The sequence below is a fragment of the Trichocoleus desertorum ATA4-8-CV12 genome (assembly GCA_019358975.1).
Classification (GTDB): Bacteria; Cyanobacteriota; Cyanobacteriia; order FACHB-46; family FACHB-46; genus Trichocoleus; species Trichocoleus desertorum_A.
The window spans coordinates 42977-55667 of record JAHHIL010000034.1 but is presented as its reverse complement, the minus strand read 5'-3'; the positions used below and the strand labels follow the sequence as shown (position 1 = coordinate 55667).

Here is a 12691-nt window from a genome sequence, read left to right as displayed (position 1 = left end):
GCTTTAATCGTGTCATTGAACATCGTTGGAGGGTTTCCTTCACTAGCAAGCTTGAGCAAGGGAGGGAACTCCCGGCTCCATTCTTGCTAGAGTGACTGGTATCTTATTTATTTGCAAGCCCCTTACAACAGTTTCTTCAACACCAATAAATACAAATAAATATACCTAGCGCTTGGAATGAAATTTGTGACGGAAGCTATCATCCCAATATTGTTGAGCAGCACTGAAAGTAATAGGTAGCCTCTGGACTAAAGCCACTAGTTCTTCTAAGTTGCTATAAAGTCTGCTTGTGAAATGCGGGCTTTCTAGCCAATAGAACTCTTCACCGCCAAGGCTTTCTGTTTTTAGCAGGCATCCTCTAGACATAATTAAACTAGAAATGCTGTCCATCGAAGATCCATGCCTCACTGTGTCTGTGTTGTCATCATCCGATTACTTGATGACACAACTCATCCGCAAAGCAACTGACTTTCTTCCGCTGAATGATGTATTTAGGCTGGGGATTGGCAGTTCAGCTCTCAACCCCCATTCCTGGCTCACGAATACGCCATCAAGCTGGCCCTACTAGCGGTCAATTTGAGTTACTTGCTGACCAAAACTCCAGGTTCTCGCTGAATCGGCAGCACATCTAGAATGTCCGTTGTGGCGCAATACTTCAAATCTTCGTGACCATTGAGGCGGAGCAAACGTTGACCGTGGCTGGCGTGGTGCAATAGGTCTAGTAAACGCTCTTGCCATTGCGTGTAAAGCGCGATCGCTCCAATGACTTCATCATTGCCTGCCAACTCATCTAGTTTGGCCCCACTTTCTGTCAAGACCGTATGCGCGATCGCCCCAGCACAAACCGTGTCTTCCAGCGAAAAACTACCTTCCCAGCCAGAGCCTGCAAGCCAAACCGCCTCTGGCTGTTGTGCTAACAAATAATTTGCCACTGTTCGACGATTGATCAGCGCTGCCGCTAGCACCGTTTTTGCATTTTGCACCCTTTGCAGGCAGCGTGTGCCATTGGTCGTGCTAATAAAGAGCCGTCGCCCCTGAACTCTAGCTGCGGTGCAATCTAGAGGAGAATTGCCCATATCAAACCCTTCTACCTTGGCACCTCCCCGCTCTCCAGCCCGAATCCGCTGCTCAGCAGGCCATTGCTCACTCACCTGGAGCAACTCCGACAAATCACTAAACACTTGCACCGCTTCTGCCCCCTCTGCCAAGGCCGTCGCCATTGTGCTCGTGGCTCGCAAGACATCAATTGCGATCGCGCAATCAGGAATTGCGTCAGACGGAACCAACTCAGGCGTGTGATAAACAAATAGCTTCATATCAGTCGGGCTACAAAACAAAGACGACGTGGCTTCTAATTTTTACCGTTTCTCTACAGCACATTACAAGCCATTGGCTCAACTTCCCAGACGAAGGCGTTAAGATGCCAAGGGTGTTTGAGATGAATTGTAAGGAGTTGATCACATGGCACGCACTGCCTCAACCATGCTGGCTTTGGGTACCCAAGCCCCAGATTTTCAGTTACCCGATGTGGTGTCCGGTCAAACCATTTCCTTGTCCACCTTTGCTGACAAACAAGCGCTACTCGTTATGTTCATTTGTCAGCATTGCCCCTTCGTCAAGCACATTCAAGACCAACTCGCCCAACTCGGTCAAGACTACACCACCCAAAACCTTGGTATCATCGCCATCAGCGCCAACGACGCCGAAAAATACCCCGACGACGGCCCCGACTCCCTCAAAGCAATGGCTCAAACCCTTGGGTTCACCTTCCCCCTGTGCTACGACGAAACCCAAGCCACAGCCAAAGCCTACACCGCCGCCTGCACCCCCGACTTCTTCCTGTTTGACGCCAATCGCCAGCTGATCTATCGCGGTCAACTCGACGACAGCCGCCCCGGAAACGACAAACCCGTTACAGGCCAAGATTTACGAGCCGCGATCGATGCAGCCCTATCCAACCAACCCATCAACTCCCAGCAACTCCCCAGCATCGGCTGCAACATCAAATGGAAACCAGGTAACGAACCTGCCTACTACGGCTAGAGCCAGGGTTAAGGCTACGGTTAAAGCGATCGCTAATCTACCCACTACACCCACTTCTAAAGCAACATTGGCCTTCTCCCCCGGCCCCTCGCCCAGAATTGGGCGAGGGGAGTAAAACAGCCAACAAAACCAACCAATGTTGGAGGAGTTCAATTTTGGGCGAGGGGAGTTAGACAAACTTTCAAAATAATCAGAAAAACCACTTTGGAGGGGGTCTGGGGGACGCAACCGTCCCTCAGCGGGGGTTTGGGGGCGAGTGCCCCCAAGGCTCGGTTTTAGTCAACGTACCGCAACCTAACAAATCAACCCACACCCGGAAACCTCAGCCCTATCCCCATCGTCCACCAAAGCATCAATATTTTTTGCTACAGAAATATCCATCAGGGTGCTTCATGAACATTAGTAATAGACCATCCCTCAACACCCCAACCGCAAGCTGTAACATAGAAGGAACAGGTTAGACAGCGCAAAACTAGGACTTTGTCTCCTAAATCTGCTGCCCAGCGATCGCTAATATTACCGAGACTCACTTCTAAGAATCCGTACATTCCCGCTTTAGCTACATCCACCCGCCCTATCATCGTAGAGAGGAACAGCACCTTCACTGCTCCCTCTAGGTTCCTCGGTTTTCTAGTTTTGACCTGCTGCTAATCCTACGTCCTATCCTAAAGATCCTTCATGCAGACTGAAGCTTTTAACGAGCTTTTTCCTCTCTTTAACGCCGCCAACCCCGAAACCTTGGAATGGCTGATGTCCATTGCCACAGAACACGACTACCCAGCGGGCCGAGCGGTTTTAATGGAAGACGCTTGGGGTAATGCCGTTTACTTTGTAGTTTCCGGTTGGGTGAAAGTGCGTCGGCACGCTGGAGAAGATGTGCTGACCTTGGCAATTTTAGGTCAAGGAGACTTCTTTGGTGAAATGGCCATTCTGGACGAATCTCCCCGATCGACCGATGTCATTGCCCTCTCAGCCGTTCAATTGCTCAGCATTTCGGCTCAGCGATTTATCCAAACCTTATTCAAAGACTCCCAACTCCATCACCGCATGCTGCAACTGATGGTACGGCGGCTGCGGCAAACCAATATCCGGTTTCAACTGCGGCATCAACCCCCTGCCGTCAAGCTCGCCAATACCCTGGTTTCTTTGGGTGAAAACTACGGCCAAGCCTCCAACAAAGGCACCGAAATCTTCAATATTCCCTTTCAAGACTTGGCAGACGTAGCCGACATTGGGATAGAAGAAACTGCCAAAATTATGGAAAAGCTCAATGATAAAGGCTGGATCAAAATCGACCCAGCTCACCAGGTAATTCATCTGGTGCATCAGAAACAACTGGCACATCTCGCGGGTAAAGCCTAAGCCGCCAAATTTTGCAAGATGACCTAACCTAAAGGGATGGGTTGAGTGATGGGCTGGGATCAGCGATCGCCACTCACTCCAACCCTGTGCCGACACTTCTTGCTGCTTAACTATCACCTATGACTGAAGCGACGCAGACTCGTCCTAGCAACTCATCCCGCACCAACCTGGAAATTTGCTACCAGGTGGCAATGCCCAACCCCCAAACTCACCTGTTTGAAGTCACCTTGCAAGTACAAGAATGGACAGCACCAGTACTGGATCTGAAGCTACCTGTCTGGACTCCTGGTTCTTACTTGGTGCGTGAATATGCTAAACATCTGCAAAACTTTAGTGCTACGGGTCAAGATGCTTTGCCTTGGCGCAAAGTTAGCAAAAACCATTGGCAAGTAGACACGCTAGGGCAGTCAGCAATTACCGTTTGCTATCGCGTCTTTGCCAACGAACTCTCTGTCCGCACCAACCATCTAGACAGCACCCACGGCTACTTTAACGGGGCAGCGCTGTTCTTTTACCTCCCTGGATTTGAGTACCAACCGATTCAAGTCGCGATCGCGCCTCCATACCCCAACTGGCAAGTCGCCACCCCCCTCCCTCCAGTGCCTGGTCAAACTCATACCTTCTACGCCGCTGACTTTGACACCTTAGTAGATAGCCCGTTTGAAATTGGCACCCATGCCCTGTATGAATTTGAAGCTCAGGGCAAACCGCATCAACTGGCAATCTGGGGCCAAGGCAACACCGACCCCGATCGGATCATTCAAGACACGCAAAAAATTATTGACGTAGAAGCCGAGCTATTTGGGGGTCTGCCCTATGACTCCTACCTGTTTTTGCTGCACCTATCCCCCCAAGGCAACGGCGGCTTAGAGCACAAAAACGCTTGCTCCCTCAACTATCCCCGCTTTGGCTTCCGCGCGAAAGAGAAGTACCAGCGGTTTATGCAGTTGGTGGCGCACGAATTCTTCCATTTGTGGAACGTCAAGCGGATTCGCCCTAAACCGCTAGAAGTGTTTGACTACGAGCAGGAAAACTACACCACCTCCCTCTGGTTTAGCGAAGGCACCACCAGTTACTACGACCTCAACATCCCTTTTCGGGCAGGCATCTACGACGCGAAAACCTTGCTCAGCAACTTAAGCAAAGAAATTACCCGCCTGCAAACCACCCCCGGTCGGCAAGTGCAGCCTGCCAGTGAATCCAGCTTTGATGCCTGGATTAAGCTTTATCGCCCCGATGCCAACAGCGCCAACTCACAAATCTCCTACTACCTCAAAGGCGAGATGGTGTCCTTCCTGCTGGATCTGCTGATTCGGCAACGGCATAGTAACCAGCGATCGCTCGACGACGTACTGCGACAGATGTGGCAGCAGTTTGGCAAAGACGAAATCGGTTTCACCCCAGAGCAACTGAAAGCCACCCTAGAAGCGGTCGCCGACACTGACCTGTCTGACTTCTTTGCCCGCTACATCGACGGCACCGAAGAACTCCCCTTCGACACCTTTCTAGAACCCTTTGGCCTGCGATTACAAGCCGAGGGCGACAGCGACGACCAACCGCCATTCCTAGGGCTAACCGTCAAAACTGAAAACAGCCGCGAAACAATCAAGTTCGTTGAAACAGGTTCCCCCGCCCACCAAGCAGGGATTGACGCTGGAGATGAGCTGCTTGCCATCAATGGCTTCCGGATTAGCGCTGACCAACTGAGCGATCGCCTCAAAGACTTCCAACCCGGACAAACGGTTGAGATTAGCCACTTCCATCAAGACGAGTTACGCAGCAGCGCCGTCACCCTAGCAAAACCGCGTCCCACCCGTTACCAGCTTGTCGTAGTTGACGACCCTTCCCCAGCTCAAGAACAAAACTTTGCGAGTTGGTTAGGAGTTCCCCTTAAGGCGATCGCCTAACTCAATTCGGAACTCATTAAGAACCGCATCAACTATTAAAGCGCTTCCGGAGTTGTATGTTAGCGTGAGGGCAAGCAATTCGATGTTTGCCTACTTCTTCACACTTCCCAATGGGAGGGAAATCATGCCGACTCAACCGCCCCCATCCATTACCCCTCGCCAGATGAACTTGTTGCGAGCCGTGGTATCAATGGCTTGGTCAGACGGCCACCTGGCTACAGAAGAAATTGACCTCATACTCGACCAATTCAGTCGCTTGTTTGCCACCGATCCCAAGCAGCAACAGAAACTGCAACAAGAACTGCGAGACTATCTGATTCAAAATATTCCGCTCGAAGAGATCATTCCCAAACTAGACAGACAGGAAGAGCGCGAGCTAGTACTACGACTAGGCTACGAAGTGATTCGCTCCAGCGCCCGTACCCCCAACGAACCAGAAATTAACGAAGAAGAAGCCACAGCCTACGAGCGCCTAAAAAGCTTACTAAACCTGTCATCCGATGTCGTGCAGCGAGTCGAAGCCGAAGCCGAAACCAGTCTAGAAACCCAAGACGGCATCGTCGAGCTGTTAGTCGTGCAAATTCAGCACTTTATTAATGGGTAAATGACCTAACCCCCCAGCCCCCTTCCCTACTAGGGAAGGAGGAGTAAGAAGCCAGAAGGTGAGGGGTAAGGGGAGAGGAGTGAGGACTGAAGAACTCACAACAATGCCTGATATCGAAATACTCACACTCAAGTTCGTTTGGAGGGGGTCTGGGGGACGCAACCGTCCCTCAGCGGGGGTTTGGGGGCGAGTGCCCCCAAGGTTCGGATTTTGCAAAAATGTTTAACTAAAGCCGTTTAACTCATCTCCAACATCCGCTGCATCGGACGTAACGCCGCCACCCTTATATCTTCTGGTAATGTAACCTCCGGCGATCGCTGCTTCATCGCCAAATACAACTTCTCCAGCGTATTCAGCCGCATGTGCGGACACTCATTGCAGGCACAATTATTCATCGGCGGCGCAGGAATGAATCGCTTGTGAGGTGCTTGCTTCTCCATTTGGTGAATAATCCCCGGTTCCGTCGCCACAATAAAAGCTTGGCGATCGCTTTGCTCTGCATACTTTAGCAACGCCGTCGTCGAGCCAATATATTGAGCATAACGTAGCACCGCAGGTTCACATTCCGGGTGAGCAATCACTTCCGCCTCTGGATGCTCCATCTGCAACTGCACAATCTTTTTCTCAGAAAAAGTTTCATGCACCATGCAACTTCCTTGCCACAACACCAAATCTCGCCCAGTTTGCTCCATCACATAACGACCCAAGTTGCGATCGGGCGCAAAGATGATCGGTTGGTCTTCGGGAATTTGGCGCACGATTTTGACCGCGTTGGAGCTGGTGCAAATGATGTCACTCATCGCCTTAATCTCAGCGGTGCAGTTGATATAAGACACCACCAAATGATTCGGATGAGCTGCTTTAAACTCGGCAAAAGCTTGAGGTGGGCAACTGTCAGCCAAGGAGCAACCCGCGTCTAAGTCGGGCAGCAACACCAACTTAGTAGGGTTGAGAATTTTGGCAGTTTCCGCCATAAAGTGAACCCCCGCAAACACGATCACATCCGCATCAGTTTGGGCGGCTTGTTGCGAGAGACCCAATGAATCTCCCAAGTAATCAGCGACATCCTGAATGTCTGGGTCTTGGTAGTAGTGAGCCAGAATAATCGCGTTCAGTTCTTGCTTCAGCGCTTGGATGGCTGCAAACAGGTCATGAGGCAAAGCAGTGGATGGGTTGGAGCGTTGCTGAGGAAGGGCAGTGGTAAACACAGTTGCAAGCCACCTAGAGTGCAAAGAAGTGTGAAGTATTCTATTGTACTTCAATTATAGTGTTTTTCACCAAAAGCCAGGTGTTCCGTGTTCCAGCCCCAATATTGCACTTGAAGCACTTCAGTGAAATCAGATATCCCTGAAACAGAGGGTAATCACTTTAGGAAATAAAAATGGGCATAATCATTGAGAACATATTTAGTAAGGAGTAGAAAGTGATTGAATTTAGCTGTCACCAGTGTGGAAATGAATTAAGCGTTGACAGACAACTCGAAATCTGGGCTACGCGGAAAATGTTCTCGATGCTCTTCGATAATTGTTGTGCCAGCCGTATCAACTCCCAGCAATCAACTCATATTTGTAGATGATGATAATTTCTTCTCGGATGACGAGCTAAATATACTTTACAAACAGTTTTTGGATCTGCGAGAGAATTCAATTTACAGCCATCAAGTATTAACTGAAAAGTGGGGAGATTGCGCCAGATTTGAAATTGCTACTAGCACCGGACGTCACAGCTTGTATGGTTGATTAACTTTAAGAGTGGTACTGGTGAAAGTTGGGTAGGTATTTTTAGTATTGTTGGTGAAATTACTCTTATGGAATCAGCAGTTCATGCTTTACGCAGCGTAGACGCATTTGCTCCTTATTGCTTAAGGCTAGATGACAAAAATCAACTAGTCCTAACGGTAAGTGCCAAAATTAGCAATCTTGATATCGAGTCCTTTGCTCGAAGCATTATGATGGTTGCATCTAAAGCTGACGAACTGGAAGAGACATTATTCGGTGTTGATCAACTTTAAGATTTTCAATTACCTAAAATTTCTATCAATCAGAGTAAATACGAAAAAATTATGAAGTAACAACCCGCGTTCTAGCCTGCAAGTGAGATTTAGGTTTAGTTTTTACTACAACCTCCACATCTTGACCCAAAGCGTTTAAGAAGCGGAATAGTCGTACCGTCGAAAACCCTGATAACTTTCCATTCATTAGGGCAGACACTTTTGGTTGGTCAATCTTCAAAAGCTCTGCTGCTTCAGCCTGGGTCATTTCTTGCTTGGTAATAATGCTGCTGATCTTACGAGCGAGCTCTGCTTTCACCAGCAATTCATCCGAGTTCTCCAACCCTAAGTCGGCAAAGACATTGCCACTACTTGCTTGTACTTTAATTTCTTGATTCATCCTTATTTTCCCTGCTGCTTTTTGTAGTTTTGAGAGTGGTGTTCCTTGGCTCGCTTAAGCCTTGCCTCAATCAACTTAATGTCTTGTTTGGGTGTAGCAATCCCTTGCTTTGATTTCTTCTGAAAAGCGTGCAAGACATAAACGACATCGACAAATTTTATGGTGTAAACAGCTCGATAAGTGTCTCCATCAAAGTCGTCCACTACTTCAAGCACCCCAGCACCCTTAAATCCTTTGAGTGGTTTAGCAAAGGGATGCTTCTCACCGCATTGAGCCAAGTACAGAGCATATCCAACAACCTGCTGAACTTCCTCTGGAAAATCTTTCAGATCCTCAAGGGAGCTTCCAACCCATTCAACTGGTTTCAAATTTGAACTCATATCATCAGTATGCTAGTTTTGGCATATTAGTGTCAACTCTGTCCTAAAGTCCTGTTAAAACGTTCAATGCTTGCCTATCCTGGAAAAGGGTTGGTTTGGTCAGCCCCTAGCGACGAAAAGGAATAGGCATGAGCAGTCAGAGCGATCGCAATCAAACCATCAAAATTGCTGTTATTGGTGATGTCCACGATGCTTGGGAAGCCGAAGATGGGCAAGCCCTGAAACATTTAGGCGTGGATTTAGCGTTCTTTGTGGGCGACTTTGGCAACGAATCCGTAGAAGTGGTCCGGGCGATCGCTGCTGTAGAGGTGCCTAAAGCCGCCATCATGGGCAACCACGACGCTTGGTATAGTGCCTCTGACTGGGGCAGAAAAAAATGTCCCTACGATCGCACTAAAGAAGACTGGGTGCAAGACCAATTAGATTTGCTCGGTGAAACCCACGTCGGCTACAGCAAGCTCGACTTTCCCGTTTTTAACTTAACCGTTGTGGGCAGTCGCCCGTTTAGCTGGGGTGGCTCCTCTTGGAAGAACGAACAATTTTACCGAGAACGTTACGAAGTGACAAGTTTCCAAGAATCGACCGCCAAAATCTTAGAAGCAGTTCAAAGTACGACTCACGAAACCGTGATCTTTTTAGGTCACTGCGGCCCTACTGGACTCGGCGATCGCCCAGAAGACCCTTGTGGCCGAGATTGGATGCCCATCGGCGGAGATTATGGTGATCCTGACTTTGCTGCTGCGATCGCGCAAACTCATCTCCTCAACAAAACAGTGCCACTAGTCGCTTTTGGGCACATGCACCACAACCTCCGCCACACCAGAGATCGCTTAAGAACTTCTGTCTATGAAGACGCGAGAGGTACCGTTTATCTCAATGCCGCCAATGTGCCTCGAATTAAGGCAGTTGAGGGCGATCGCTTACGCAATTTCTCTTTGGTTTCTCTCCAAGCTGGGGTAGTGGAGCAAGCGTCTTTGGTTTGGGTAAATCAAGCGTTTGAGGTAGTTTCAGAGCAATTGATGTACCGCAAAACCAATGCTGTGGCCGAAGCAGTGTAGAAAAAGTCGTAAGATTGCCGCAAAAATACAACAGTTTGGAGCTGAACGGGTTAGAATATTCTTCGGTTTGGGTTTGCCTGAGTGGATAGAAACCTTAACTAAATACCTGGAGAGGTGGCAGAGTGGTCGAATGCGCTCGACTTGAAATCGAGTGTCTCGAAAGAGACCGTGGGTTCGAATCCCACCCTCTCCGTTGAGAAATAGAAATGTCGGGCGAGTCTTAGTGAAACCAGAGTAAGGTTTCAGTCTAGGATCAAGAACATGAACTTTTTTCTAGGCTGTGCCGTTTGGGCTTACAAAGATTGGGTGGGAGATTTATTTCCCCCGAAGAGTCGTCCTGCTGATTTCCTGCAACTCTACAGTCGTCGCTTTACTACGGTGGAAGGCAACACCACGTTTTACTCGGTTCCTGATGCAGAAACGGTGGCGCGATGGGCAGCAGAAACACCTCCTGGCTTTGAGTTTTGCCTCAAGTTACCGCGCGATATTACCCATCAAGGATTACTAGAGCCGCAAATTCCCGCCGCTTTGGGATTTCTAGAACACATGCAAGGGTTGGGCGATCGCTTGGGGCCGATGTTTGTGCAGTTGCCGCCCAGCTACAATCCTGCTTGGATCGATGATCTCACCGCTTTTCTCCAGGCATGGCCGCGCGAAACAGCGCCTCTAGCTTTAGAAGTGCGCCACCTAGATTGGTTTAAGGCCACTCATGCCATCAAACTCACTGAGCTTCTAGAAAACTTGGGGGTAGGACGAGTTTTGCTCGACACTCGCGCGGTTTACAATGGCCCGGACGACCCGCAGTTAAATTCAGAGCGACGCAAACCTAAGCTGCCGCTGCAACCCAGTGTCACGGCTCCGTTTAGTTTGGTTCGCTTCATCAATCATCCAGAGCGAGACGTGAATCAGGAATATTGGGCGGAGTGGGTGACTCATGTAGAGCAATGGCTGCATCAAGGCACTCGCGTTTACTTCTTTATGCACTGCCCCCAAGAAGCGCGATCGCCCGGTCATGCCCGCGCTTTTCAACACCTGCTGGAACAACAAGGTGTACCCATCCCTGCCTTACCGTGGGATAGTTTCGATCAGCCTCCCGCTCAGCTCAGCTTGTTTTAAGAACGGTATTTGCACAACTAGATGGACGCAGAACAATCAAACATAGAACCTAACCCCCTAACCCCCTTCCCTACGAGGGAATGGGGAATTAAAAGCCCCTCTCCGTATCGAGGAGGGTTGGGGAGGGGGCAAATGATTGAGCAACCAGGCAAAGTTTATTTGGTGGGTTCTGGGCCAGGAGATGTAGCTTACCTAACGGTGCGCGGATATCAACTGCTCACCCAAGCTGAGGTGTTAGTTTACGATGCCTTGGCCGAGGAGGAGTTGCTGCAATTCGTCCCTGAGACTTGCTTGAAGCTGAACGTGGGCAAACGAGGGGGACAACCAAGCACACCCCAAACTGAGATCGATCGCCTGCTGGTGGAGTATTGCCTCCAAGGAAAACAAGTGGTGCGACTGAAGAGTGGTGATCCGTTTATTTTTGGTCGCTCTACTTCAGAAATTCAGGCTTTGGTGGCAGCTAACTGTGTGTTTGAAGTCGTACCAGGAATTTCTTCTGCGATCGCCGCGCCTTTATTTGCAGGTATTCCCCTCACTGATCCAGTTCTAAGTTCCTGCTTTGCCGTTGCCACCGCTCACGACCTAGATGCACTCAATTGGGCCGCTTTAGCTCAAATCGAAACCCTCACCTTGCTGATGGGCGGCAGAAACTTAGCCGAGATTGTGACGCGGTTGCAGCAACAGGGGCGATCGCCCGATACCCCGATCGCGATTGTGCGTTGGGCAGGACGACCACAACAGCAAGTTTGGGTCGGCACCTTGGCAACCATCGTGGCGCAAACGGCGGGCATCGCTCTCTCGCCTTGCGTGATTACGATTGGTGAAGTTGTACGGCTACAAGACTACCTGCGATCGCCCACCAACAGGCAGAATGATACACAGACAAACCCGATAAACGGGTTGGTTTTGAATTCTCTGTTATCCCCTGGAACTGTGGTTAGCACTCCTGATCAAGCCTTAATAACTCAATTGCCCCTCACGGGTAAAACTGTCCTAGTGACTCGCTCGGTCGGTCAGTCGAGTGAGTTTTGCGATCGCTTGCAAGCCATTGGTGCTCAAGTGATTGAAATGCCCACTTTAGAGATTGGCCCGCCGTCCAGTTGGCAAGAGTTGGATCAGGCGATCGCGCAGCTTCACAGCTTTGACTGGTTAGTCCTCACCTCAACCAATGCTGTGGATTACTTTTTTGAACGTCTAGCCGCTCAAGGCAAGGATGCGCGAGCCTTGGCAGGCGTTAAAATTGCCGTGGTAGGACAAAAAACCGCTAGCAGTTTAGGACAGCGTGGCCTTAAAGCAGATTTCACCCCACCCGATTTTGTTGCAGATTCCTTAGTGACCCATTTCCCTGAAGCTAGCTTGCAAGGTAGCAAAATTCTGTTTCCCAGAGTTGAGAGTGGGGGTCGAGAAGTGCTGGTGAAAGAGTTCAGCGCTCAAGGTGCAGAAGTGGTTGAAGTGGCTGCCTACCAATCTGCTTGCCCTGCCGCGATCGCCCCTGCTGCCCTCAATGCTCTACAACACGGCTCCGTGGATATCATCACCTTTGCTAGCTCCAAAACCGTGAAGCATTTCTGCCAGCTTGTCGAAGCAGCCCTGGGACATTCGTTTCTGATTGATGAACTTCAACGAATTTGCATTGCTTCTATCGGCCCCCAGACCTCCAAAACCTGTCTTGAGCGTTTTGGAAGAGTCGAGGTCGAAGCACAAGAATATACTCTGCCAGGGCTGACCCAGGCGATCGCTCAGTGGGCTGTAGAGCGGGCCACATCACAAGCCTAACGACTGATAACCTTTGTCGCCCCCTAGCCCCCCCAATTCTGAGCAGTGCTGTTCC

The 12691-nt window shown here is 49.8% G+C and carries 13 protein-coding genes and 1 tRNA gene; 9 read left to right on the top strand and 5 right to left on the bottom strand.

The window, feature by feature from the left end; genetic code table 11:
- Nucleotides 1-581: 581 nt before the first annotated feature.
- Nucleotides 582-1316: a 2-phosphosulfolactate phosphatase family protein gene (locus KME12_19740; protein MBW4490019.1), complete on the bottom strand. Its 735-nt coding sequence runs from the start codon at nt 1314-1316 to the stop codon at nt 582-584.
- A gap of 145 nt (nt 1317-1461) precedes the next feature.
- Here KME12_19740 and KME12_19735 point away from each other — a divergent pair, with 145 nt between their 5' ends.
- Nucleotides 1462-2043, top strand: coding sequence for a thioredoxin family protein (locus tag KME12_19735; protein MBW4490018.1), 582 nt, complete (start codon nt 1462-1464; stop codon nt 2041-2043).
- A 380-nt stretch (nt 2044-2423) separates the two neighbouring features.
- Here the strand turns inward: KME12_19735 and KME12_19730 are convergent, their stop codons facing one another.
- Entirely contained in the window at nt 2424-2642 is a 219-nt protein-coding gene (locus KME12_19730) for a hypothetical protein (protein MBW4490017.1), read from the bottom strand.
- Nucleotides 2643-2721: 79 nt separating this feature from the next.
- Between KME12_19730 and KME12_19725 the strand changes: the two genes are divergently transcribed.
- From KME12_19725 to KME12_19715, 3 genes are all read left to right on the top strand, one after another.
- Complete coding sequence (locus tag KME12_19725; GenBank protein MBW4490016.1) at nt 2722-3405, top strand: Crp/Fnr family transcriptional regulator; 684 nt, start codon at nt 2722-2724, stop codon at nt 3403-3405.
- 119 nt (nt 3406-3524) lie between these two features.
- Complete coding sequence (locus KME12_19720; GenBank protein MBW4490015.1) at nt 3525-5312, top strand: M61 family metallopeptidase; 1788 nt, start codon at nt 3525-3527, stop codon at nt 5310-5312.
- Nucleotides 5313-5436: 124 nt separating this feature from the next.
- Nucleotides 5437-5916 (top strand): TerB family tellurite resistance protein, encoded by a 480-nt coding sequence (locus KME12_19715; protein ID MBW4490014.1) that lies wholly within the window; start codon nt 5437-5439, stop codon nt 5914-5916.
- Nucleotides 5917-6152: 236 nt separating this feature from the next.
- Here KME12_19715 and nadA read toward each other — a convergent pair whose 3' ends face one another.
- Entirely contained in the window at nt 6153-7124 is a 972-nt protein-coding gene (gene nadA, locus KME12_19710) for a quinolinate synthase NadA (protein ID MBW4490013.1), read from the bottom strand.
- Between the two features lie 527 nt (nt 7125-7651).
- Between nadA and KME12_19705 the strand changes: the two genes are divergently transcribed.
- A complete protein-coding gene (locus KME12_19705; protein ID MBW4490012.1) occupies nt 7652-7927 on the top strand; it encodes a YbjN domain-containing protein in 276 nt (91 codons plus the stop codon).
- Nucleotides 7928-7976: 49 nt separating this feature from the next.
- Here KME12_19705 and KME12_19700 read toward each other — a convergent pair whose 3' ends face one another.
- Together KME12_19700 and KME12_19695 are read right to left on the bottom strand one after the other, a co-directional pair.
- The gene (locus KME12_19700; GenBank protein MBW4490011.1) at nt 7977-8306 is read right to left on the bottom strand and encodes a helix-turn-helix domain-containing protein; all 330 of its coding nucleotides are present in this window, start codon (nt 8304-8306) and stop codon (nt 7977-7979) included.
- A gap of 2 nt (nt 8307-8308) precedes the next feature.
- On the bottom strand, nt 8309-8686 hold the full coding sequence (locus KME12_19695) for a type II toxin-antitoxin system RelE/ParE family toxin (protein ID MBW4490010.1): 378 nt from the start codon (nt 8684-8686) through the stop codon (nt 8309-8311).
- A 128-nt stretch (nt 8687-8814) separates the two neighbouring features.
- Between KME12_19695 and KME12_19690 the strand changes: the two genes are divergently transcribed.
- From KME12_19690 to cobA, 4 genes are all read left to right on the top strand, one after another.
- Nucleotides 8815-9744, top strand: coding sequence for a TIGR04168 family protein (locus tag KME12_19690; GenBank protein MBW4490009.1), 930 nt, complete (start codon nt 8815-8817; stop codon nt 9742-9744).
- A 108-nt stretch (nt 9745-9852) separates the two neighbouring features.
- Nucleotides 9853-9937: transfer RNA gene (locus KME12_19685), tRNA-Ser, on the top strand.
- A 68-nt stretch (nt 9938-10005) separates the two neighbouring features.
- Nucleotides 10006-10860, top strand: a complete 855-nt coding sequence (locus KME12_19680) for a DUF72 domain-containing protein (protein MBW4490008.1) — start codon at nt 10006-10008, stop codon at nt 10858-10860.
- A 132-nt stretch (nt 10861-10992) separates the two neighbouring features.
- Nucleotides 10993-12636 carry a uroporphyrinogen-III C-methyltransferase gene (gene cobA, locus KME12_19675; GenBank protein MBW4490007.1) on the top strand — a complete coding sequence of 548 codons (1644 nt, stop codon included), beginning with the start codon at nt 10993-10995 and terminating at the stop codon, nt 12634-12636.
- The last annotated feature ends 55 nt before the right edge of the window (nt 12637-12691 follow it).